Origin of the sequence: Dyella sp. (assembly GCF_035277725.1) — a bacterium.
Lineage (GTDB): Bacteria > Pseudomonadota > Gammaproteobacteria > Xanthomonadales > Rhodanobacteraceae > Dyella_B.
In genome coordinates this window covers 18770-41497 of record NZ_DATEJY010000035.1, presented here as the reverse complement: position 1 = coordinate 41497, position 22728 = coordinate 18770, and the positions used below count along the sequence as shown (strand labels likewise).

20 protein-coding genes are annotated in these 22728 nt (G+C 62.3%); 12 read left to right on the top strand and 8 right to left on the bottom strand.

The window, feature by feature from the left end; genetic code table 11:
- Positions 1 to 59: 59 nt before the first annotated feature.
- The 7 genes from VJR68_RS02975 to VJR68_RS02945 form a co-directional block, all read right to left on the bottom strand.
- Positions 60 to 983 carry a septal ring lytic transglycosylase RlpA family protein gene (locus VJR68_RS02975; RefSeq protein ID WP_324146057.1) on the bottom strand — a complete coding sequence of 308 codons (924 nt, stop codon included), beginning with the start codon at positions 981 to 983 and terminating at the stop codon, positions 60 to 62.
- Positions 980 to 1990, bottom strand: a complete 1011-nt coding sequence (gene mltB, locus VJR68_RS02970; protein WP_324146056.1) for a lytic murein transglycosylase B — start codon at positions 1988 to 1990, stop codon at positions 980 to 982. The genes VJR68_RS02975 and mltB overlap by 4 nt, the downstream gene beginning before the upstream one ends.
- 19 nt (positions 1991 to 2009) lie before the next feature.
- The gene (gene rodA, locus VJR68_RS02965; RefSeq protein ID WP_324146068.1) at positions 2010 to 3125 is read right to left on the bottom strand and encodes a rod shape-determining protein RodA; all 1116 of its coding nucleotides are present in this window, start codon (positions 3123 to 3125) and stop codon (positions 2010 to 2012) included.
- Positions 3125 to 5143, bottom strand: a complete 2019-nt coding sequence (gene mrdA, locus VJR68_RS02960; protein WP_324146055.1) for a penicillin-binding protein 2 — start codon at positions 5141 to 5143, stop codon at positions 3125 to 3127. Before mrdA ends, rodA begins: the two co-directional genes overlap by 1 nt.
- On the bottom strand, positions 5140 to 5628 hold the full coding sequence (mreD, locus tag VJR68_RS02955; RefSeq protein ID WP_324146054.1) for a rod shape-determining protein MreD: 489 nt from the start codon (positions 5626 to 5628) through the stop codon (positions 5140 to 5142). The genes mrdA and mreD overlap by 4 nt, the downstream gene beginning before the upstream one ends.
- Positions 5625 to 6629 carry a rod shape-determining protein MreC gene (gene mreC, locus VJR68_RS02950; protein WP_324146053.1) on the bottom strand — a complete coding sequence of 335 codons (1005 nt, stop codon included), beginning with the start codon at positions 6627 to 6629 and terminating at the stop codon, positions 5625 to 5627. The genes mreD and mreC overlap by 4 nt, the downstream gene beginning before the upstream one ends.
- 194 nt (positions 6630 to 6823) lie before the next feature.
- Positions 6824 to 7870: a rod shape-determining protein gene (locus tag VJR68_RS02945; RefSeq protein ID WP_188793345.1), complete on the bottom strand. Its 1047-nt coding sequence runs from the start codon at positions 7868 to 7870 to the stop codon at positions 6824 to 6826.
- Between the two features lie 224 nt (positions 7871 to 8094).
- Between VJR68_RS02945 and VJR68_RS02940 the strand changes: the two genes are divergently transcribed.
- The 12 genes from VJR68_RS02940 (at position 8095) to VJR68_RS02885 (ending at position 22237) form a co-directional block, all read left to right on the top strand.
- Complete coding sequence (locus VJR68_RS02940; protein ID WP_324146052.1) at positions 8095 to 9030, top strand: carbohydrate kinase family protein; 936 nt, start codon at positions 8095 to 8097, stop codon at positions 9028 to 9030.
- 17 nt (positions 9031 to 9047) lie between these two features.
- The gene (locus VJR68_RS02935) at positions 9048 to 9407 is read left to right on the top strand and encodes a DUF1304 domain-containing protein (protein WP_345786038.1); all 360 of its coding nucleotides are present in this window, start codon (positions 9048 to 9050) and stop codon (positions 9405 to 9407) included.
- 2 nt (positions 9408 to 9409) lie between these two features.
- Entirely contained in the window at positions 9410 to 10081 is a 672-nt protein-coding gene (locus VJR68_RS02930; RefSeq protein WP_324146051.1) for a M24 family metallopeptidase, read from the top strand.
- Positions 10082 to 10235: 154 nt separating this feature from the next.
- Positions 10236 to 12374, top strand: a complete 2139-nt coding sequence (fusA, locus tag VJR68_RS02925) for an elongation factor G (RefSeq protein ID WP_324146050.1) — start codon at positions 10236 to 10238, stop codon at positions 12372 to 12374.
- A gap of 89 nt (positions 12375 to 12463) precedes the next feature.
- Positions 12464 to 12745 carry a BrnT family toxin gene (locus VJR68_RS02920; protein ID WP_324146049.1) on the top strand — a complete coding sequence of 94 codons (282 nt, stop codon included), beginning with the start codon at positions 12464 to 12466 and terminating at the stop codon, positions 12743 to 12745.
- A 68-nt stretch (positions 12746 to 12813) separates the two neighbouring features.
- Positions 12814 to 13059, top strand: a complete 246-nt coding sequence (locus VJR68_RS02915; protein ID WP_324146048.1) for a BrnA antitoxin family protein — start codon at positions 12814 to 12816, stop codon at positions 13057 to 13059.
- Between the two features lie 308 nt (positions 13060 to 13367).
- On the top strand, positions 13368 to 14969 hold the full coding sequence (locus tag VJR68_RS02910; RefSeq protein ID WP_324146047.1) for a peptide chain release factor 3: 1602 nt from the start codon (positions 13368 to 13370) through the stop codon (positions 14967 to 14969).
- 145 nt (positions 14970 to 15114) lie between these two features.
- A complete protein-coding gene (locus VJR68_RS02905; RefSeq protein ID WP_324146046.1) occupies positions 15115 to 18768 on the top strand; it encodes a response regulator in 3654 nt (1217 codons plus the stop codon).
- 20 nt (positions 18769 to 18788) lie between these two features.
- On the top strand, positions 18789 to 19634 hold the full coding sequence (locus VJR68_RS02900; protein ID WP_324146045.1) for a CheR family methyltransferase: 846 nt from the start codon (positions 18789 to 18791) through the stop codon (positions 19632 to 19634).
- Complete coding sequence (locus tag VJR68_RS02895) at positions 19631 to 20197, top strand: chemotaxis protein CheB (RefSeq protein ID WP_324146044.1); 567 nt, start codon at positions 19631 to 19633, stop codon at positions 20195 to 20197. The genes VJR68_RS02900 and VJR68_RS02895 overlap by 4 nt, the downstream gene beginning before the upstream one ends.
- Positions 20194 to 21192 (top strand): diguanylate cyclase domain-containing protein, encoded by a 999-nt coding sequence (locus VJR68_RS02890; RefSeq protein WP_324146043.1) that lies wholly within the window; start codon positions 20194 to 20196, stop codon positions 21190 to 21192. Before VJR68_RS02895 ends, VJR68_RS02890 begins: the two co-directional genes overlap by 4 nt.
- Positions 21193 to 21304: 112 nt before the next feature.
- Positions 21305 to 22237, top strand: coding sequence for a type II CAAX endopeptidase family protein (locus VJR68_RS02885; RefSeq protein ID WP_324146042.1), 933 nt, complete (start codon positions 21305 to 21307; stop codon positions 22235 to 22237).
- Here VJR68_RS02885 and VJR68_RS02880 read toward each other — a convergent pair.
- Positions 22203 to 22676: a hotdog fold domain-containing protein gene (locus VJR68_RS02880; protein ID WP_324146041.1), complete on the bottom strand. Its 474-nt coding sequence runs from the start codon at positions 22674 to 22676 to the stop codon at positions 22203 to 22205. The genes VJR68_RS02885 and VJR68_RS02880 overlap by 35 nt on opposite strands.
- Positions 22677 to 22728: the final 52 nt, after the last annotated feature.

Below are 22728 nucleotides of genomic sequence, written 5' to 3'. Positions count from 1 at the left end.
GCTTCCGGTTTCTATGTGCTTGGCGCACGCGGCGCCATGATTTCTTCGCAGAAAAGACGTCAGTCTACCGCGACCTGCGGCTGCGGCAGACCCATTTGTTCGATCTTGGTGCTCACCTGGTCAGCGCTGTCTACATCGCTCAAGGGCCCTACGCGTACGCGGTGCACGGTACGGCCGCCGATCGTCGCATCAGACACCTGCACGGGCGCAAAATTCGCGACACGCAATTGCGAGGCGACACGCTCGGCGTTGGCCGGATCGGAGAATGCGCCAACTTGCAGGTAAATACTGGGCGGATGTGCGGGCGTAGCGCTGACAAGTGGCGGCGGTGGCGCCTCCTCTTGCGGTGGCGCGGAGGGATCGATGCCCTGCACTTCCACCAAGCCGGTGCCCTTGGGCCAGATGCCGATCTTCACGGCAGCGGCGTAGGACAGGTCGATCACGCGGTCTTCGTGGAACGGCCCGCGATCGTTGATGCGCACGATCACGCTCTTGCCGTTCTGCAGATTGGTCACGCGCGCGTAGCTCGGCAGCGGCAGCACCTTGCTGGCGGCGGTGAACTTGTACATGTCGTAGTCCTCGAGGCTCGAGGTCTTGTAGCCATGGAACTTGCTGCCGTAGAACGAGGCGATGCCGCGCTCGTCATAGCCGCGCGCCGTCGGCAGCACGCTATAGGTGCGGCCAAGCACCGAATACGGCGACTTGTTGCCGTACAACGAGCGAGGTTCGACCTTGGGCACGGGTTCCGGCAGGTTGCTGACATCCGGCGGCGGGCCGTCCGGAATGCTGTCGGCGCCATCGCGATACCGGCTGCTTTGCGGCCGGCTGGTGTCGTCGTAGATGCCGCCGGAGCTTCGGCTCGAACCGCCATGCGATGGCGCGTAAGGCGAAGAAGAAGCCGGACGCGTACTGCGATGTCCGCCGCAGCCGGCCAGTACCAGGGGAACCGCGAGCAGCAGCGACAGGCGCCGGAGCGTCTTCATCGAGAGGCATTCTCCTGGGCGTGCACGACTTCGATGATGGACTGCGCCAATTGGTTTACCGCCATCGCATACATCACGCTGCGGTTGTAGGTGGTAATCACCTGGAAATTCTTGAAGGTGAACCAGTACTCCGGACCGTTCGCGCCCTGCAGCGTCTGCAGGCTGCTCGACGCACCTGGGTCAAGGTGCTGCAGCGGCGCGTAGCCCCACGCTTCGAGCTGTTCGATCGTCCACTGCGGCGAGGCATCTTTCACGGTCAGCACTTTCGCCGCGGCATCGGGCTGCGCGCGCGCTGCGACAGGACCGCCATTCACCCAGCCATGTTTGGCGAAGTAGTGGGCGACGCTGCCCAGGATGTCCGGCATGGAATTCTGCAAATCGATATGGCCATCGCCGTCTTCATCCACGGCGAAATCGCGAATGCTGCTGGGCATGAACTGACCCCAGCCTTGCGCGCCCGCATACGAACCGGTGAGCATGTCGACCGGACCGGCGAGTTGCGTACTCGGCAATTCCAGCAGGGTCTTCAGCTCGCTGCGGAAAAACGCCGCGCGCGGCGGGTAGTACAGGCCCAGCGTGACCAGCGCATCCAGCACTTTGTACTTGCCGGTATTGCGACCGTAAAAGGTTTCCACACCGATGATGGCGACGATGTACTGCGGATCGACGCCGTACTTCTTGCCAACCTGCTCCAGCAGCGCCTGATGATCGAGATAAAACCGCACGCCGGCGTCGATCCGCGCCTGGGTGAGGAAAATCTGCCGGTATTCGCTCCACGGCTTCGCTTCGGCCGGTCGGCTGATGGCATCGAGGATGCTTTGCTGCCGCTTTGCGCCATCGAGCAAAGCGTTCAAGGCGGCCGGATCCTTGCCGGTATCTTTCGCTACTTCAGCGACCAGTTTCGCCTGCCCGGGATGCTCGGCCCATGCGCTGAACGGCGTCGCGAAAAACAGCGCTGCGAGTGCAAAAACGATTTTTCCCTTCATGTCGTGGAGCGTAACACGCATGTGCGTTTTTGACGGACCATCAGTCATGTACCTTGCGATTGGCATGTATCGACATCAACACGCCAAACCCCACCAGCAACGACACCGCCGAGGTGCCGCCGTAACTGACCATCGGCATCGGCACGCCCACCACCGGTAGCAAGCCCGCGACCATGCCGCCGTTGACGAACACGTAGACAAAGAAGCTCATGCCGATCGCGCCGGCAAGCAGACGCGAGTACGTGTCCTTCGCCTCCATCGCGATCCACAGGCAACGGCCGATGATGAAGGCATACAGCACCAGGATCGCGCACACGCCGATCAGGCCGAATTCTTCGCAAAACACCGCAAAAATGAAGTCGGTGGTGTGCTCGGGCAAGAAGTCCAGGCGCGATTGCGTGCTCTGTTCGAAGCCCTTGCCGAAGATGCCGCCCGAGCCTACCGCGATCTGCGACTGGATGATGTGCCAGCCGTTGCCGAGCGGATCGGATTCGGGATTGAGCATGGTGAGGATACGGTCGCGCTGGTATTGATGCATGAAATGCCAGGCAATCGGCACCATGCCCGCTGCGCCGGCAAGCAGCACGCCGATGCGCCACCACGCCATGCCCGAGAGAAACAGTGCGAAGCCACCCGCCGCCGATACCAGCAAGGCAGTGCCGAGATCCGGCTGCTTGGCGATCAGGCCGGCGGGAATGGCGATCATGCCGCCCACCACGATGATGTCTTTCCAGCTCGGCGGCAGTTGGCGCGGATGCAGATACCAGGCCACCATCATCGGCATGGTCAGCTTCATCAGCTCCGACGGCTGGAAGCGCATGATGCCGAGATTGAGCCAGCGATCCGCGCCGCGGCCTTCGCCCAATACGGCAACCACCACCAACAGCATCACGCTGCCCGCGTAGAGCCAGGGCGTCCAGTTGCGCAGCACCGAGGGCGGGATGCGTGACATCAGCAGAATGAACGCCCCGCCAAGCATGAAGCGCGCGGCTTGTCCGACGACCAGGCCAACGTTGCTGTCGCCCGCGCTGTACAGCGTTACCAGGCCCACACTGCATAGCAGAAGCAGGGCAAACGCGAGCGGCAGGTCGATGCGCGGGCGTGTCCACACGCGGCGCAGGAAACGACGGAAGCGGATGCGCAGGGTATCGATCATCATGGCGTGTCATCTCCCGCGCTGGAACTGTCGGGAGCGGGCACGTCGCCCTGCGGCGTGTCTTCCGGCGTCGGCGGCACTGGTGTCGATGACGACGATGCCACGGCGGATTCCTGCAGCGGCTGGTGCGGCGGTACGGCACCGCCCTGCGTCGTCAGCCATGCGTCGAGAATCTTGCGTGCAATCGGGCCGGCGTCCTTGGCGCCCCATGCACCGGCCTCCAACACGACAGCAACGGCGATGCGCGGATTTTCGGCCGGCGTAAAGGCTTCGAACCAGGCGCGATGGCGTGCGGCGAGATAAGCGGTGTTCTTGTCTTCGTTGTACGCGTCGGTCTTACGCGAGAAACGCTCCGCGGTACCGCTCTTGCCGGCGATGCGGTACGGGAAACCATCGCCCAGTTTGGTGCCGAAGCCGGTCGAGGTCGGGTCCGTGCTGTAGATCACCAGCTGCATGCCCTCGTTCACCGCTTCCCAGTCTTTCATGTTCTTGATCAGCGAAGGACCGGTAGGCGGATTGAGCAAGGGCGACGGCTGCTTGCCGACATCCGCCGTCGACATCACCACGCGTGGCGCGTAGGGCACACCGCGGCCGGCAAACGTCGCCAACGCATGGCCTAGCTGCATGGCCGTGACTGACCAATAGCCCTGGCCGATACCGGTAATCACCGTCTCGCCTGGATACCAGTTGCGCTCCTTGGGCGAATGTTTGGCCTTCCATTCGCGCGACGGCAGGATGCCGGACACCTCGCCGGGAAGATCAACGCCGCTGGGATGTCCGAAGCCGTAGCTGCCCATGAACTCGCTGATGCGGTCGATGCCAAGGTCCAGCGCGAGTTTGTAGAAGTACGTGTTGACCGATGCGTAGATTGCTTTGTAGAGATTGGTCGTGCCGACGCCGCCACGCACGTCGTCACGATAACCGCGCGACTGCCCGGGGATGTAGAACACGCCGGTGGAAAGCACCGAATCCTGCGGCGTGCGAACGCCATATTCCAGGCCAGCCAGGCCCATGAACGGCTTCACCGTGGAGCCGGGCGGATAAGCGCCCCTGAGCGCGCGATTGAGCAACGGTTTGTCGGGTGCAGTCATCAACGCCTTGTAATCCGCACTGCTGATGCCGTTGACGAACAGATTGGGATCGAACGTCGGCACACTGACCATCGCCAGCACCTGGCCGTTGCGCGGATCGATCGCCACCGCGGCACCGGGACGACCCTCGAAAGCGTCTTGCGCCGCCTTCTGGATGCGCGAGTCGATACTCAGGTAGAGATTCTTGCCAGGTACCGGCGGATCGGTTTTCAGCACGCGCTGGATGCGGCCATCGGCATTCACTTCATCCAGCTCGTAGCCAGGGGTGCCGTGCAGCATGTCCTCGTAGGAACGTTCCACGCCGGTGCGGCCGATATGCGTGGTGCCTTTGTAGCGATCCGCGTCGAGGTTCTCCAGATCGTCCGCGTCGATGCGGCTGACGTAACCCACGACATGCGAGAACAATGGACCCAGCGGATACTGGCGCGTGAGATACGGCACCACATCCACGCCTGGAAAACGCCAGCGGTTCACTGCAAAACGAGCGATGTCGTCCTCGGTCAGGCGCATTTTCAGCGGCACGCTGTCGAAACGGCGCGATTGCTTGAGCTGCTTGTGGAAGGCGTCCAGATCGTCCTGATCCAGCGGAATCACCTTGCCGAGTTCCGCCAGCATCTGGTTCATGCCGTGTACTTGTTCCGGCACCACTTCGAGCCGGAAGGCCGGCACGTTGTCAGCCAGCAGCACGCCGTTGCGGTCGTAGATCAGGCCGCGCGCCGGCGGAATGGCACGCGGCTTGACGCTGTTGTTGACCGAGCGCAGCGCGAATTCGTCGTGGTGCAGCACCTGCAGAAATACATAGCGCCCGACCAGCGCAAACAGCCCGAGCAGGATCAGCGCAAAACCGGCAAACGCACGGCGCCGGAACAGCTCGCCTTCACCGCGCGTGTCCTTGTAGATGCGCAGGCGTTTTGCACCTGGCTTCATTGCAGCCTCAACCGCATCCGCAAGTCGTCAAGCAACAGGAACAGGAAGGGCCACAGCGCGGCACTGACGAAGGGCGAGGCCCACCACAACGCCGGCGGCGTGGATTCGCCGGCAAACGCGCGCACCACCAGCAGCAAGAAGCGGTCGTTGACCAGCAAGGCGAGTACCGCAAGCGTCTGCTGCCACATCGGGAAGAAGCGCAGGCGCGAGCGGAAACGCAAGGCGATGAACGCCAGCACGCACAAGCGCAAGGCCTGCTCGCCCAGCAACACGCCCGTCAATAAATCCGAGCAGAGGCCGAAGATGAAAGCGAGGCCCAGCGTGACGCGCTGGTCGCCCGACTCCAGCGCCCAGTACAACAGCACCAGCGCCGGCCAATACGGCTTGAATGCCTCCAGCACGTGCGGCAGCGGCACCAGCATCAGCATCAATGCCATCACCAGGGTGCCGACGAACCACCAGAAGGAGAGTCGTTGACGGCTCATGTCGATGGCGTCCCTGCGGGTGGTGTGGCTGCCGGCTTGGCGACTGACGCCGGCACGGCCGGCAGCGCTGCGCGAGGCGGTGCGGTGGTGGATGCTGGCGCCGGCGCATCGCTGGCGGGCGGACCGGCCGGCGTGACGGGCGGCGGCGGACCGGCCGGCTCCGGCAGGTCATGCAGCACCAGCACTTCGTCGGCGCGGTCCAGGTCGGCGCTGGGTTGCGCATGCGCTTCCAGGAACATGCCGGTGGCGGACGGCCCCACGCTGGTGATGTCGCCAACCGGGAAACCTTGCGGGAAACGACCGCCCAGACCCGAGGTAAGCAACTTGTCGCCCGCCTGCACGTCAGCCGCCATCGGTACGTTCGGCAACGTGAGTTGCTGGCCGTTACGCGAGCCATACGCGATGGTGCGCAAGCCAGTGCGCTGGATCATCACCGGCACGGCGTGATCCGGATCGGTCACCAGCATCACCGTGGCGGAATTTGGCAGCACGTCGATGATCTGCCCAACCACGCCACGCGCATCGATCACCGGCTGGCCAGTCTTGATGCCATCGCGGGCACCCAGGTTGATCATCAGGCGATGCCGGTACGCCCCCATATCCACGCCAACCACCCGCGCCATCTGCACGTGCAGTTCCAGACTGTGCTGGGTATCGAGCAATTCCTTCAGGCGCTGGTTCTGCTCGGCCACGGCCGCCATGCGATTGAGCTTGGCATTGGCCAGCAGCAGGTCTTCGCGCAGGCGCTGGTTCTGCTCGGTGAGCAGGCGGCGATCGGCAAAGGCCACACCCGCGGCATGAAAGCCATCAGCCGGCAGGCTGGCCAAACGATACACCGGCTCCACCACGATCGCCGTGGCATAACGCAGGCGCCACAGCCAGCCGTTGCGATGGTCGAGCACCATCAAGACCATCGCCAGGGCGAGATAGAACATCAGCCGCAGGGTTCCGGCCGCGGTACCGGCGAACAGGGGCGAGGATTCCTCGCGGGCTAGCGGCATACGACACGCTCCCTCTCCCCTCCGGGGAGAGGGCTGGGGTGAGGGGCCAACCTCGCCGGATACTCAGTGGTGAGTGTTTTTCCTAATGCGCTTCGAATCGACATGGACGCAAGCCTTGCCCCCTCACCCTACCCTCTCCCCGGAGGGGAGAGGGAATAAGGTGTCCTCGCACGCGAGGACGGTTACCACTCGGTTTATTCAGGGGCGAAGAAGTCGCTGCCGTGCTGATCGATCAGCTCCAGCGCTTTGCCGCCGCCACGGGCCACGCAGGTCAGCGGGTCGTCCGCCACCTGCACGTGCAGACCGGTTTCCTCAGACAGCAGACGATCCAGGTCACGCAGCAGCGCGCCGCCGCCGGTGAGCACGATGCCGCGCTCGGCCACGTCGGAGCACAGTTCCGGCGGCGTCTGTTCCAGCGCCGACTTCACCGCCGCCACGATGCCGGCGAGCGGTTCGTGCAGGGCTTCGAGGATCTCGTTGGAGTTGACCGTGAACATGCGCGGCACGCCTTCGGCCAGGTTGCGCCCGGAGATTTCGATCTCCTTGACCTGGCTTTGCGGGAAGGCGCAGCCGATTTCCAGCTTGATGCGCTCGGCGGTGGATTCACCGATCAGCGTGCCGTGGTTGCGGCGCACGTAGTTGATGATGGACTCATCGAAGCGATCGCCGCCCACGCGCACGGATTGCGAGTAGACGATGCCGTTGAGCGAGATCACTGCCACTTCGGAGGTACCGCCACCGATGTCCAGCACCATCGAACCACGCGCCTCATGCACCGGGATGCCGGCGCCGATCGCGGCAGCCATGGGCTCTTCGATCAGGAACACGTCACGGGCGCCGGCGCCTTCGGCCGATTCCTTGATCGCGCGGCGCTCCACCTGGGTGGAACCGCAGGGCACACACACCAGCACGCGCGGGCTGGGACGCAGCAGGCGCGAACGATGCACCTGGCGGATGAAGTGCTGCAGCATCGCCTCGGTCATGGTGAAGTCGGCGATCACGCCGTCCTTCATCGGGCGCACGGTGGCGATGTTGCCGGGTGTACGGCCAAGCATGCGCTTGGCTTCGCCACCGACGGCGGCAACCGTGCGGGGACCGCCCGGACCGCGATCCTGGCGAATCGCCACGACGGAAGGTTCGTTCAGGACGATGCCCTGGCCACGCACATAAATAAGCGTATTGGCCGTGCCAAGGTCGATGGAAACATCGTTGGAAAACATCCCGCGAAACTTCTTGAACATGGGTCCGCCGCGCATCGACTCTGGCTAAAAAGTAAGCGCGCCAGTCTAGTCAGCAAACCCCTTGTCCGCAAGGACATTAGCGTTAAGAAAGCGGTCTTTTTAAGGGCAATCGCGCAAGAGTCGACGCTTTTGCCAACCAGCATGTTCCCGCTTCCCTGTTTCCCGTTCCGGGCTCAAACGCTACGATGATGCGTTTGCCAACTTAACCCGGACCTTCATCTGCCATGTCTGCCGTCATCTGCGGATCGCTTGCCTACGACACCATCATGGTGTTCCAGGACCAGTTCAAGAACCATATCCTGCCCGACAAGGTGCACATTTTGAACGTGTCGTTCCTGGTGCCGCAGATGCGCCGCGAATTCGGCGGCTGCGCGGGCAACATCGCCTACAACCTCAAGCTGCTGGGCGGCGATCCGCTGCCGGTGGCGGCCGTAGGCCAGGATTTCGCCCCCTACCGCGAGCATCTGGACCGTTGCGGCATCCGCATGGACTGCATCCGCGTGTTCGACGACCAGTTCACGCCGCAATGCTTCATCACCACCGACCTGGACAACAACCAGATCACCGCCTTCCACCCCGGCGCCATGTCCAGTGCGCATGCCAACCACGTGCGCAATATCCCGCACATCAGCTTCGGCATCGTCGCCCCCGATGGCCGCGATGCGATGCTGCAGCACGTGGATGAATTCGCCGCGCGCGGCGTGCCGTTCGTGTTCGACCCGGGCCAGGCCATGCCGTTGTTCAACGGCGATGAATTCCGCTCGATGATCGAAAAATCGACCTACGTGATCGTCAACGACTACGAATCCCAGCTGTTGCAGCAGCGCACTGGCTGGAATGCAGAGGATATTGCGTCGCGCGTGAAGGCCTATGTGGTGACGCTGGGCCCGCACGGCTCGGTGATCCACGCCGAGGGCACCACCCACCAGATTCCGCCCGCACGCGAACGCCAGGTCGTCGACCCCACCGGCTGCGGCGACGCTTATCGCGCCGGCCTGATCTTCGGCATCATGAAGGGCTGGGATTGGCCCACCATCGGCCGCGTGTCCTCGCTGATGGGTGCACTGAAAGTGGAGCACCCCGGCACGCAGAACCAGTCGTTCACCTACGACGAATTTGCCGCCGAATTCAAGGAACAGTTCGGCTACGCGCTGGGCTGAGGCCGGGAAAGACCGCCATGTCGATCCTTACCAATGTCGTCGTCGCGATCATCGCGCTGATGCACCTGTGGTTCCTGATCCTGGAAATGGTGTTGTGGGACAAGCCCACAGGCCGGCGTGCGTTCGGCCTCACGCCCGAATACGCCGCGCAGACCAAGGTGCTGGCTGCCAACCAGGGCCTGTACAACGGATTTCTCGCGGCGGGCCTGGCGTGGGGGCTGATCCTTGGCGGTACCGAAGGCACGCACGTGAAGCTGTTTTTCCTGGCCTGCGTGCTGGTCGCCGGCATCTATGGCGGGCTGACCGCCACGCGCAAGGTGCTGTGGATCCAGGGACTTCCCGCCGCTATCGGCATCGCCCTGGTGCTGGTGGGCTGAACGTGGACGCGCACGATCGCGAAGCCGTCGGCCTGCGGTTCGATCCCGCGCTGATGCAGCGCGCCCGCGAGCTGAGCTGGCAGGCCGTGGACGGCATTCGCTCGCGCATGCGGCCCGGCATCAGCGAGGACGAGGCGCGCGCGGAAGCCAAGCAAGTGTTCGAGCAGCTTGGCATGGAGCGACTGTGGCACCCGGTGATCATCCGCATCGGCCCGAACACCGTCAGGACGTATCGCGAACCCTCTCAGCCGGGTGTGCGGCTGGCTGAAAACGACAGCTACTTCATCGACCTTGGCCTGGTATTCGATGGGCACGAGGGCGACGTCGGCGATACTTTCGTGGTCGGGCAGGCGCCCGAACGGGCCGCATGTGCACAGGCTGCACGCGATTTGTTCCAGGATGTCGCCCAGAAATGGCGCCATGAAGGCTGGAGCGGCCAAAAGCTTTATAATTATGCGTCCGAGCGTGCCGAGGCGATGGGCTGGCGCTTCAACCATGCCATCAAAGGGCACCGGGTGAGCGACTTTCCGCACTCGGTGCACAAGGGCGGCGACCTGGGAGATCTCGACCACACACCCGGCAAGGGGTTGTGGATTCTTGAAATCCAGATTGCCCACCCGAGCGAACCGTTCGGTGCCTTTTACGAAGATTTACTCGCCGACTCTGCGCCATGAACGCGCCTGGCCGGCAACGAGGCATACACATTTGACACGTACGCTGCGGATCATGGACGACCCGCCATCTTTTGATTCTCCTCACGGGGAGCGCACGCTTCTCTGAACAACAAAGTTCTGATCGACAAACGACTTCTACTACGGAACCAAGACTGTGGCCCGCCAGAAACCTCTCCACCTCTATCGCAACATCGGCATCATCGCGCACATCGACGCCGGCAAGACCACCACGACCGAGCGCATCCTGTACTACACCGGCAAGAAGCACCAGATCATCGACGTGCATGACACGAAGGATGGCAAGGGCTCCACGACCACCGACTACCTGGAACAGGAAAAGAAGCGCGGTATCACCATTCAGTCCGCCGCCGTGTCGACCGAGTGGAAAGGTCACCAGATCAACGTGATCGATACCCCAGGGCACGTGGACTTCACCATCGAGGTGAACCGTTCGCTGCGCGTGCTCGACGGCGCCGTGGTGGTGTTCGACGGCGTGGCCGGCGTGGAACCGCAGACCGAAACCAACTGGCGCCTGGCCGACCAGTACAACGTGCCGCGCATGTGCTACATCAACAAGATGGACCGCATCGGCGCGAACTTCAAACACGCCGTCGACGGCATCAAGAACCGCCTGGGCGCCAACATCGTGCTCTGCCAGGTGCCGCTGGGCAGCAGCGACGACTTCGTCGGCATGGTCGACCTGATCGCCGGCCAGGGCTACATCTGGGCCAGCAGCGACAAGGACAGCAAGTGGGAGACCATCCCGCTGGACCAGGTCGCTGACCATCCGAGGGTCAAGGAATTCACCACCACCGCCGACAAGGAATGGGTGGCCAAGCTTGCCGAACTGCGCGCGCACAGCATCGAAAGCGCCGTGGAAATGGACGACGACGCCATGCACGCCTACCTCGACGGCCAGGAGCCGACGCTGGAAACGCTGAAGAAGTGCATCCGCAAGGGCTGCGTGGCCGGCAAGCTGGTGCCGGTGTTCTGCGGCTCGTCCTACCGCAACAAGGGCGTGCAGCAGATGCTGGACGGCGTGGTCGACTACATGCCGTATCCGGGCGAAAACGGCGGCATCTCGATGGTGGACGAGGACGGCAACATCATCGGCGAACAGCAGGTGACCGACGACGCTCCTGTCCGCGCGCTGGCCTTCAAGGTGATCAACGACCAGTTCGGTACCCTCACCTTCACCCGCATCTACTCCGGTGTGATCAAGAAGGGCGACACGCTGCAGAACGTCACCCGCGGCAAGAAAGAACGCATCGGCCGCATCGTGGAAGTGCAGGCCAACGCCACCAAGGAAATCGACGAAGTGCGCGCCGGCGACATCTGCGCGTTCGTGTCGCTGAAGGAAACCGAGACCGGCGATTCGCTCACCGATCCGCAGCATCCGGTGCTGCTGGAGCGCATGCGCTTCCCCGACCCGGTGATCAGCGTGGCGGTGGAACCGAAGAGCCGCAACGACATCGACAAGCTTTCCACCGCGCTCTACAAGATGGTGAAGGCCGATCCGTCGCTGCGCATGGAAGTGGACCAGGAAACCGGCCAGACCGTGCTCAAGGGCATGGGCGAGCTGCACCTGGAAATCACCATCGACCGCATGCGCACCGAGCTGGGCGTGGAAGCGAACATGGGCAAGCCCAAGGTCAGCTTCCGCGAAGCCTTCGGCCAGACCGTCGAACACACCTACACGCACAAGAAACAGTCCGGCGGTTCGGGTCAGTTCGCCGAAGTGAAGATCATCTTCGAGCCGGGTGAACCGGGCAGCGGCGTGGTGTTCTCCGACGAAGTGGTCGGCGGCCGCGTGCCGCGCGAATACATCCCGGCGGTGGAACACGCCATCACGGTGGAATCGCGCCAGGGCCAGGTGGCCGGCTACGAAGTGCTGGACTTCAAGGCTCGCCTGGTCGACGGCAAGTACCACGACGTGGACTCCTCGGCACTCGCCTTCGAAATCGCCGGCCGCGCCTGCTTCCGCGAAGCGCAGAAGATGTCCAAGCCCAAGCTGCTTGAGCCGATCATGAAGCTGGAAGTCGTGACCGAAGCCGACTACCTCGGCGACGTCATCGGCGACATCAACCGCCGCCGCGGCTCGGTCAGCGAACAGGGCCAGAAGGGCACCAACGCCTTCGTGCAGGGCTTCGTCCCGCTGGCGGAAATGTTCGGCTACATCAACTTCCTGCGCTCGGCCACCAGCGGCCGCGGCACCTTCACGATGATCTTCGATCATTACGAAGAAGTGCCGGCGAGCATGGTGGCGAAGTTGATGGAGAAGGAAGCGAAGTAAGTCCTTCGCCAATCGTCTCAACGAAAAAGCCTGGGTTTTCCCGGGCTTTTTTGCATTCAGCGACCAGGATTGACATATATGCATAATATATGCATATTGCCGCTATGGAGCTTGAGTTCGATCCTGCCAAGGCGGCGGCAAATTTTAGAAAACACGGCATCAGCTTCGCTCACGCCGAACAAGCCTTGCGCGATCCTTCCGCCATCACCATCGAAGACTCTGATGCACTGGGCGAACAACGATTTGTTTCATTGGGCATGGATGCACTTGGGCGCATTCTGGTGATCGTGCACAGCCAACGAGGCGGCCGCGTGCGGATGATCTCCGCTCGCAAAGCAAGTCCAGGAGAGGTGGCTCAGTATTTTGCGTAGGCAAGGAGATTTCATCGATCACCATCACCAACGGGCGCCTCGCCAACTCAGGGGCTAGGAAAAACGCCATGAGCAAACCGTACGATTTCAGCAAAGGCAAACGCGGCCCGGTCATTCCATCTCCGGGCAAAACACGCATCACGATCATGCTCGACAACGACGTGATCGAGGCTTTTCGGGCACGCGCAGAAGCCCATGGCACGGGCTATCAAACTGCCATCAACGAAGCGCTACGGGCCGCCATCAGCGCAGAGCCTCCGCTCACAGCCGAGACGCTGCGACAAATCCTCAGGCAGGAATTGCACTCCGTGTAACACCTATCGTGGCTACTCTCATCGCTTATGCAAGATGCAACGCACGTATTGAAGCTTCTCGACGGCATCGCTCGCGGCGAGCGTGCGCTTGAGGAACAGCACACATTTACCCATCAGCAGGCCGAGGAGCGCCTGCGCCGATGGCTAGGCAAATATGTCCTTTGCGGCCTGGAGCAGCGTCATCCAGGGCGATGTCCAGCGAAACATGGTCTCGCGCCAAAGCGGTTAAGCCTCATGAAGTAGCAAACACCCGTACCTGCGAGCCATCCAAGCTACAATTGCGGGTTCGCATGCCAGCCGGACTACCCATGTCTGCCCACCTACAAGAAACCCACCGCCGCCGCACCTTCGCCATCATCAGCCACCCTGACGCGGGCAAGACCACGCTGACGGAAAAGCTGCTGCTGTTCGGCGGCGCAATCCAGATGGCCGGCTCGGTGAAGGGCCGCAAGGCGGCGCGGCATGCGACGTCGGACTGGATGGCACTGGAAAAGGAGCGCGGCATTTCGGTGACCTCGTCGGTGATGCAATTCCCGTACGAGGGCAAGATCGTCAACCTGCTCGACACGCCCGGCCACGCGGACTTCTCCGAAGATACCTACCGCGTGCTGACCGCGGTGGATTCGGCGCTGATGGTGATCGACTGCGCCAAGGGCGTGGAAGAGCGCACGATCAAGCTGATGGAAGTGTGCCGCCTGCGCGATACGCCCATCATGACCTTCATCAACAAGCTCGACCGCGAAGGCCGTTCGCCGATCGAGTTGCTGGATGAAGTGGAATCCGTGCTCGGCATCGCGTGTGCGCCGCTGACCTGGCCGATCGGCATGGGCAAGCGCCTGAAGGGCGTGTATCACCTGCTGCTCGATGAAGTGCACGTGTTCGAGCAAGGCAAGAATTTCACGCGCCAGGATTCGACCATTTTCAAAGGCCTCGATGCGCCAGGCGTGGAAGAAGCGATCGGCACGGAAGCCTTGAACGAATTGCGCGACGAATTGGAGCTGATCCAGGGCGCATCGCATCCGTTTGATCTGGAGCAATACCGCGCCGGCAAACTTACGCCGGTGTTCTTCGGTTCTGCCGTGAACAACTTCGGCGTGCAATTGCTGCTGGATTTCTTCGTGCAACACGCACCTGCCCCACGCCAGCGCGCCACGCTCTCGCGCGAAGTAAAACCGGAAGAAGAAAAGCTCACCGGCTTCGTATTCAAGATCCAGGCAAACATGGATCCGGCACATCGCGACCGCGTCGCCTTCATGCGCATCTGCTCGGGCACCTATACCGCCGGCATGAAGATGATCCAGACGCGCACCAACAAGGAAGTGCGCATCGCCAATGCACTCACCTTCATGGCAAGCGACCGCGAGATCGTCGAAAGCGCCTACCCCGGTGATGTGATCGGCTTGCACAACCACGGCACCATCAGCATTGGCGACACCTTCACCGAAGGCGAAGCGATCAGCTTCACCGGTATTCCCAACTTCGCACCGGAACTGTTCCGCCGCGCACGCCTGCGCGATCCGCTGAAGATGAAGGCGCTGCAAAAGGGCCTGGCGCAGCTGTCGGAAGAAGGCGCCACGCAGTTCTTCCGCCCGCTGATGAGCAACGACTTGATCCTCGGCGCAGTCGGCGTGCTGCAGTTCGACGTGGTGGCGTATCGCTTGAAGGACGAATACGGCGTGGACGCCAGCTTCGAGCAGGTCGGCGTGGTCACCGCCCGCTGGATTCACTGCGATGATGCAAAAAAGCTGGAAGAATTCCGCGAGAAAAACATCATGAACCTGGCCATCGACGCGGCCGGCGAACTGGTCTACCTCGCCCCCTCTCGCGTGAACCTGCAACTGACCCAGGAACGCTCGCCCGCCGTGCGTTTCTCCGCCACCCGCGAACACGCGGCGTCGGTCGACGTCTAAGCGCGGCCGAAAGCCCTCTTCACACAACCGTCACGTTCGCCGGGCAGTACCGCCCGGCCGTGCATCTCGCTAATCTGAGTGCAAGGGGACCGCGTCCCGGCTACCGGACGCGGCATATCCAACTGTCATCTCAGCGGGATTACGCATGGTCAGCTCCAATGTGACGCCGACTCCTAGGAAGTATGGCTGGCTGGCTCACCTGCCCATTCGCTACAAGATCATCCTGGCGATCGGACTGCTGCTGGTCGTCTTCATCACCGACAACGTCACCGACATCGCCGCGGAACATCGGCAATCGGAAACGCGGCAATGGGTGGAACATACCTATCAGGTGATCCAGCAGATCGGGCAATTGCAGCGCACGGCCTTGTCCGGGCAGGTTGCGTTACGCGGATTGCTGCTTATCCAGGACCCGAAGGAACTCCAGCACGTCAAGGATGACGATGCGAAGTTCCTCCTCCAGCTTGGCGAATTGCAAAAGCAGACGCAGGACAACCCGCTGCAGCAGTCGCGCATCGACCGGATCAAGCAGCTGGCCCAGCAATGGGACCGAGACCTGCAAGACCTCGTCTTCACTCCCCTGTCCACCATCAAGTTGGGCGATCCGCAATCAGCTTCGCAGGTAGCTCCCATCCGCGCGAACTACTTGGCCCATCGCAGCGTACACGTCGAAGACTACATGGCGATGCTCGACGATATGGTCGCCACCGAACGGCAATTGCTCGACTGGCGCACGCGCAGCGCGGATAGCCAGATCAACAACTCGATCTACCTCAACATCGCCAGCACGTTGATTGAGTTCACGCTAGGCCTGATCGTGATCTCGCTGACCACGCGCATGGTTGCGCGGCCGATTCGCCGCCTGGGTGAATCGATGACCCGGCTCGCCAATCACAATCACAATATCCAGATCCGCGGTGTCGAGCGGCGCGATGAAATCGGTGAAATCTCGCGCGCCTTGCAAGTGTTCAAGCAGATGATGATCGAATCGCATCTGCAGTCGCAACTGAAGAGCCACGCCGCGGCCATTTCCACCAGCCTGCAATCGGCCACCAACCATCGCGACTTTGCAGAGCGGCTGGTCACCCAGGTGGCGCCGTTGATCAACGCCGGCGTGGCCTTGTTCTATGGCTTCGATGAATCACGCCAGCGGCTGGATCTGCTCGGCAGTTATGGTTTGCGCATGCAGAACAGTCCGGATGCCTACATGCCTGGCGAAGGACTGGTGGGGCAATGCGCAGCATCGCGCCAACCCATCGAGCAGGATCACGTTCCGGCCAATTATTTCCGCATCGACTCGGGCAGCGGTTCGGCGGCACCGAGCCATCTCACCATCCTGCCGCTGCTGGTGCGCGGCCAATTGGTCGGCGTGCTGGAATTCGCCGGCTTCGCCGCACCCACAGCCCATAACGAACAACTGCTCGAAGAACTGCTGCCGCTGGCGGCGTTGACGCTGGAAAACCTCAATCGCGCCGTCAATACCGAGCAGCTGCTGGAGCAGACGCGCGAGCAAACCGATGAGCTGCGCATCTCTTCCGTCACCATGCGTCAGCAACAGGAAGCATTGCGTGCCGCCAACGACACGCTGCAAGCCAAGACGATCGAACTGGAAGAGCAATCCCAGCGCCTGCTCGCTTCCGAGGAAGAACTGCGCGTGCAGGCCGACGAACTGCAGGCCTCCAACGAAGAGTTGCGCCTGATGACCGACTCGCTGCGCCAGCAGAAGCATCAGGTGGAAGAGCTGCAGCGCGACACCGAACAGAAGGCCGAGGAACTGGCGCGCGCCAGCCAGTACAAGAGCGAGTTCCTGGCCAACATGTCGCACGAGCTGCGCACGCCGCTCAACAGCTTGCTGATCCTGTCACGCAGCCTGGCCGACAACCGCGAAGGCCATCTGGACGGGGAGGAAGTGGAATCGGCACGCATCATTCACGACGCCGGCTCAGGCCTGCTGCGCTTGATCAATGACATTCTCGATCTGTCCAAGATCGAAGCCGGCAAGATGGAGCTGGCGCTGGTCGATTACCCGCTGCAGAGCCTGCTCCGCAGCGTGCGCCGCAATTTCGATCACGTGGCGCGCGAGAAAAAACTCGATTACCAGGTAACGCTCGACGACGGCCTGCCGGAAGTCATCCACACCGACCCGACGCGCCTGGAGCAGATCATCAACAATCTGCTGGGCAATGCCTTCAAGTTCACCCAGCAAGGCAGCATCCGCGTGCATATCGGCCGGCCGGCCAGCACGCTATCGGTGCCTGATTCCCTGCACGGCCAATCCCTGCTGGCGATCAGCGTGAAAGACACCGGCATTGGCGTGGCTGCCGACAAGCTGGAACGCATCTTCAACGCGTTCGAACAGGCTGACAGCAGCACCAGCCGGCAATTCGGCGGCACCGGCCTGGGCTTGAGCATTTCGCGCCGCATGGCGACCTTGCTGGGTGGCGATATCCTGCTGCGTAGCGAAGTCGGCCAGGGCAGCGAATTTATCTTGCTGCTGCCGGAACACAGCATCAGTCCGCCGACCACCGCCAAGGCGCCCGTTCCCGTGGCCAGCCGTCCGCCGGCGCCGAGACCCGTGACGCGCGCCATGCTGCCGGCCGAGGGCATGCAGGACGATCGCGATCGCATCGAACCGGGCGACAGCGTGATCCTGATCGTGGAGGATGATCCAGCCTTCGCGCGCATCCTTGCCGACATGGTGCGGCAGAAAGGTCATCGCATGCTGCACGCTCCGCACGGTGAAGCCGGGCTGGAGCTGGCTCGCCGCTATCACCCGATCGGCATCCTGCTCGACGTCATGCTGCCGGGCATGGACGGGTGGACCGTGATCGAGCGATTGAAGGGCGATCCAGCCACCCGCCACATTCCCGTGCACTTTCTCACCGCCACCGATGACGCCAGCCGCGGACGCGAGCTGGGCGCCGTGGGCTTCCTCACCAAGCCGGTGACACGGGAAGCGATCAACCAGGCGTTCGAACGATTGCTGCACTTCGCCAAGGGCCGGCTGCGCCACGTGCTGGTCATCGACGACGACGTCTCCGCGCGTAGCGCCGTGCACGACTTGCTGAGCCTGGACGATGACGTGGAAGTCGACGAAGCCGGCAGCGGCGAGGAGGCGTTGGAAAAAATCGCCGGTACCAGCTACGACTGCATCGTGCTCGATCTCACCCTGCCCGGCATGTCCGGCATCGACCTGCTCGAAAAGCTGGCCGCCGGTGGCAGCATTCCGCCGGTGGTGGTGTATTCCGGGCGTGAACTGAGCCGCGAGGAAAACCTGCGCATTCGCCAGTACACCGACAGCATCGTCATCAAGGGCGCCCGCTCGCCGGAGCGGCTGCTGGACGAAGTCAGCCTGTTCCTGCACAGCATCCGCGACACCAAGCATGCGCACGACAGCCCCGGCCCGGCGCCCAGCCATGACGGCTTGCGCGATCATCACGTGCTGCTGGTGGACGACGACATGCGCAACCTGTTTGCCCTCTCCAAGGTGCTGCGCGACTGGGGCATGCGCGTGAACATGGCGCAGGATGGCCAGAAAGCCTTGCAGACCCTGGCCGAGAATCCACAGATCGAACTGGTGCTGATGGATATCATGATGCCCGGCATGGACGGCTACGAAGCCACACGCGCCATTCGCGCCCAGCCGGGCCTTGCCAGCCTGCCGATCATCGCCTTGACGGCGAAAGCCATGCGCGGCGATCGCGAGCGCTGCCTGGAAGCGGGCGCCAACGACTACATGTCCAAGCCCATCGACGTGGACAAGCTCGCGTCGCTGATGCGCATGTGGTTGCGCGACTGACCCGGAGGGCCTAAGCGATCATGGACGCCGCCGAGCTGGAACGCATCGAAATGGACCTGTTCGTGCAGGCGCTGCAGAAGCGCCATGGCTACGATTTCAGCCAATATGCACCCGCCTCGCTCAAACGCCGCACGCATCTGCTGGCCAACCAGCTTGATTGCAAGACCCTCACCGCCCTGACCAACCGCATGCTGCACGAGCCGGAACTGCTGCCGCGCGTGCTGGAAGGCCTTACCGTGCCCATGTCGGACATGTTTCGCGATCCGGTCATGTTCCGCGCGCTGCGCGAGCAAGTGTTTCCGTTGCTGGCGTCCTATCCGCACATCAACATCTGGCAGGCCGGCTGCGCGCATGGACAGGAAGTGTATTCGCTGGCCATCCTGCTGGAAGAAGCCGGGCTGTACGAACGCACGCAGATCTTCGCCACCGACCTCAGCGACCGTTCCTTGCAACGCGCCAGTGAAGGCATCTATCCAGCGCAGGAAGCGCAGCAGTGGTCGCGCAACTACCAGGCCGCCGGCGGCAAACGCTCGCTGGCCGATTACTGCAGTGCCGGCTACAAGCTGCTGAAGCTCAATCAGCGTCTACGCAAAAACGTTACGTTCGCTGTGCACAATCTCGCGACAGACGGCGTATTCTGCGAAGCGCACCTGATCCTCTGCCGCAACGTGCTGATCTATTTTTCCAACTCGTTACAAAACCGCGCCCTCTCGCTGTTTCGTGACAGCCTGGTACGCGCCGGCTTTCTATGCCTGGGCGTCCGCGAAAACATGGATCGATCTCCGGTGGCGCAAGCCTTCGTGCCCTTCATCGAGCCTGAGCGCATTTACCGGCTCGCCAGCCACCTGGATGATCTCGTCGAATGAACGTACCTGCCGCTATCGCGATCGGTTGTTCGGCGGGTGGCGTGGATGGACTCATGACCCTGCTTGGCGGCCTCGACAACGGGCTTCAGCAAGCGATCGTGGTGTGCTGCCATCGTTCCGACACGATGGATATTCTTAGCGACGTGCTGGGTCGAGCCGCAACACTGCCCGTACGTGACGCCGTCGAACGCGAACCGGTGCGCAAAGGCGTGGTGTACCTGGCGCCAGCGGGCTACCACCTGCTGGTGGAGCGCGAGATGCAGTTCGCGTTATCCGCCGACGCGCGGGTGAACTATGCGCGACCCTCCATCGACGTGCTGTTTTATTCCGCCGCCGAAGCATGGCGCCAAGGCCTGGTCGGCGTGATCCTCACCGGCGCCAATGCCGACGGTGCCGCCGGATTGCGACGCATTCGGCAACTGGGTGGCGTGGCGGTGGTGCAATCTCCCGCCGATGCCGAAGCCCCGGCCATGCCGCAGGCCGCGCTGGATGCGGCCGGTGCGGATTACTGCTTGCCCTTATCGGATATCGCCCCGCTGCTCAACCGACTTTGCCTGGCATGAATACACACATCCCAAAGATTCTGGTTGTCGATGACACACGCGCAAACCTCATTGCCATGCGCCACCTCTTGGCCGACTGCGGCGCCGAACTGGTGGAGGCGAGCAGCGGCAATGAGGCCTTGTCGCGCTGCCTGGATCAACACTTCGCGTTGATCCTGCTCGACGTGAACATGCCGGACATGGATGGTTTCGAAGTGGCCAGCCTGCTTGGCGAAACCGAACAGCTGCGCGATACGCCAGTGATTTTCGTTACCGCCGCGTACTCCGACGACATCAACCGGCTCAAGGGCTATCGCTCCGGCGCAGTCGATTACATCGCCAAACCGATCAACGACGTCATCCTCACTTCGAAAGTGCGTGTATTCCTGGAACTGCACAACGCGCGCATGCAATTGCAGGAAACGCTGGAGCAACTGTCGGCACGCAACCAGCAATTGCAAGCCGAGATCGCCGAACGCCAGCGGGTCGAGGCGCAAGTGCGGCATCAGGCGACGCATGACATGCTGACCGGCCTGCCCAACCGCATGTTGTTCCATGAGCGGCTGCGCTCGGCAGTGCAATACAGCATGCTGCATGGCATTCCGTTTGCGCTGGCACTGGTCGACATCGACGGCTTCAAGGCGGTGAACGATACCTACGGCCATCCTGCAGGCGACGCACTGTTGCAGGCGATTTCGTCGCGGCTGGTGGGCCAAGTACGTGCCGACGATACCGCGGCGCGCCTCGGCGGCGATGAGTTCGCGTTGATCTTCCAGGGCGCGGACCAGATCGAGCCGCTGTTGCAACGTTGCCAGGAAATTTGCAAGGTGCTGGCGCAGCCATATCCCTTGCAAGGCGAACATGGCGCGTTTCTGGCCCATGTAAGCGCCAGCATCGGCATCGCCTTGTGGAACGCGAAGATCGACACCGACGAGGCGCTGATCCAGGCCGCCGATCGCGCGCTCTACCAGGTCAAGGAAAACGGCAAGAACGGGTGCGTGCTGGCATCCGTGTGACGCGGATGAATCGTTTGGGTAAGCGCCGCATAAACCCAACACGGTCCAAGCGCATCATACGGTGACGCTGCGCCAACCAGCGCCAAACCAACCTATGCAATCAAGGGAACCCATGGTGTCCAACCAATCCGCCTTTCGCCCCCCGCTCGTACCCACATGGCAGCGCTGGCTGATCTATTCGCCGCTTGCACGCATCGTCATCTTTGCCGCCGTGGCCTTTGCGGTTGGTTATGCAGTCCATGGCGCGCTGTCGTCACTGGGCTGGCTTGGCAATGCGGTGACACCGATGCAACGCGCGCTGGACATCCTCTCGATCGAACTTTCGTCTTCCGTAATCGGCTATCTGGTGCTGGTGTACGGGGTTGAACGGCGATCACCGCGTGAGTTGTCCTTGCGCGCATTGCCCACTTATGGCTTGGCATGGTTTTTCGGCGGCTTCCTGCTCTTCAGCACCGTGGTGGGCGTGCTGTGGCTGTGTGGCAGTTATCACGTGCTGGGCGTTAATGCACACGTGGATTGGTTGCCCGAAGTGCTGGTGGCCGGTGTCAGCGCCGGCATCGGCGAAGAAATCATTACGCGCGGTGTGCTGTTCCGTCTTATCGAAGAAGGGCTCGGCACGTGGTGGGCACTGGCCATCTCCGCCGTATTTTTTGGCGGCGCGCATATCTTCAATCCCGGCGCCACGCTGTGGAGTTCCGCCGCCATCGCCATCGAAGCAGGCATCCTGCTCGCCCTGGTTTTTCATGTGACACGCACGCTCTGGGCGTGTATCGGCTTGCATGCGGCATGGAACATCTCGCAAGGCACGATCTATGGCATTCCGGTTTCGGGCGGTGATGTCAAAGGCTGGCTGCAATCGACTCGTACGGGGCCAGACTGGTTGAGCGGCGGCATATTCGGTGCGGAAGCCTCCGTCGTCGCGTTGGCCGTATGCACATCGGTGTCGCTGGTGTTGCTGGTGATCGCCATCCGGCGCAAGAGCATCGTGCGGCCATTCTGGTCGCGTCGTGTCAGTGCGGCTTACGGGGCGATACCCACATCATGATGCGTGCGCGGAACACCGGCGTGCCTGATGGATCGATAACTTCCACCTGCACCGGCCATTCCCTGCCGGCATGAACCTCTTCGAGCGGCGTCTCCGGCGTGGCGACGGCATGCATGCTGCCTTTCGCTCTGCTCAGGTATTCCACGTTCATGCCTTTGGGAATCCAGCGCATGTTTGCAGGAATAGTAACTTCCGTCATCACGCCGGCGCTCAGTTCGGCGAGATTGCAAAGCGCAATGGCGTGCACGGTGCCGATATGGTTATGCACGCGGCGGCGATCGCGAATGCGCACTTCGCAACGTCCCGGTTCGAGCGCAATGAATAGAGGAGCAATGGTGGCGAAGTAGGGAGCACGCAGGCAGACGGCGCGGGAGAACAGCCAGTGGCCGCATGGCCAGCGGGTGATGCGCCGGTACAAGGACAGTAGTGATGCGCTCAAGTGACTCCCCTTTTCGTCCTCTGCGGCGTAGGTTGGGGTGCGAACCCCAACC

Bases quoted from the DNA above. Each gene is read 5' to 3' on its own strand.
- VJR68_RS02975 (WP_324146057.1), bottom strand. From the start codon at position 983: ATGAAGACGCTCCGGCGCCTGTCGCTGCTGCTCGCGGTTCCCCTGGTA.
- mltB (WP_324146056.1), bottom strand. From the start codon at position 1,990: ATGCGTGTTACGCTCCACGACATGAAGGGAAAAATCGTTTTTGCACTC.
- rodA (WP_324146068.1), bottom strand. From the start codon at position 3,125: ATGATCGATACCCTGCGCATCCGCTTCCGTCGTTTCCTGCGCCGCGTG.
- mrdA (WP_324146055.1), bottom strand. From the start codon at position 5,143: ATGAAGCCAGGTGCAAAACGCCTGCGCATCTACAAGGACACGCGCGGT.
- mreD (WP_324146054.1), bottom strand. From the start codon at position 5,628: ATGAGCCGTCAACGACTCTCCTTCTGGTGGTTCGTCGGCACCCTGGTG.
- mreC (WP_324146053.1), bottom strand. From the start codon at position 6,629: ATGCCGCTAGCCCGCGAGGAATCCTCGCCCCTGTTCGCCGGTACCGCG.
- VJR68_RS02945 (WP_188793345.1), bottom strand. From the start codon at position 7,870: ATGTTCAAGAAGTTTCGCGGGATGTTTTCCAACGATGTTTCCATCGAC.
- VJR68_RS02940 (WP_324146052.1), top strand. From the start codon at position 8,095: ATGTCTGCCGTCATCTGCGGATCGCTTGCCTACGACACCATCATGGTG.
- VJR68_RS02935 (WP_345786038.1), top strand. From the start codon at position 9,048: ATGTCGATCCTTACCAATGTCGTCGTCGCGATCATCGCGCTGATGCAC.
- VJR68_RS02920 (WP_324146049.1), top strand. From the start codon at position 12,464: ATGCATATTGCCGCTATGGAGCTTGAGTTCGATCCTGCCAAGGCGGCG.
- VJR68_RS02915 (WP_324146048.1), top strand. From the start codon at position 12,814: ATGAGCAAACCGTACGATTTCAGCAAAGGCAAACGCGGCCCGGTCATT.
- VJR68_RS02910 (WP_324146047.1), top strand. From the start codon at position 13,368: ATGTCTGCCCACCTACAAGAAACCCACCGCCGCCGCACCTTCGCCATC.
- VJR68_RS02905 (WP_324146046.1), top strand. From the start codon at position 15,115: ATGGTCAGCTCCAATGTGACGCCGACTCCTAGGAAGTATGGCTGGCTG.
- VJR68_RS02900 (WP_324146045.1), top strand. From the start codon at position 18,789: ATGGACGCCGCCGAGCTGGAACGCATCGAAATGGACCTGTTCGTGCAG.
- VJR68_RS02895 (WP_324146044.1), top strand. From the start codon at position 19,631: ATGAACGTACCTGCCGCTATCGCGATCGGTTGTTCGGCGGGTGGCGTG.
- VJR68_RS02890 (WP_324146043.1), top strand. From the start codon at position 20,194: ATGAATACACACATCCCAAAGATTCTGGTTGTCGATGACACACGCGCA.
- VJR68_RS02885 (WP_324146042.1), top strand. From the start codon at position 21,305: ATGGTGTCCAACCAATCCGCCTTTCGCCCCCCGCTCGTACCCACATGG.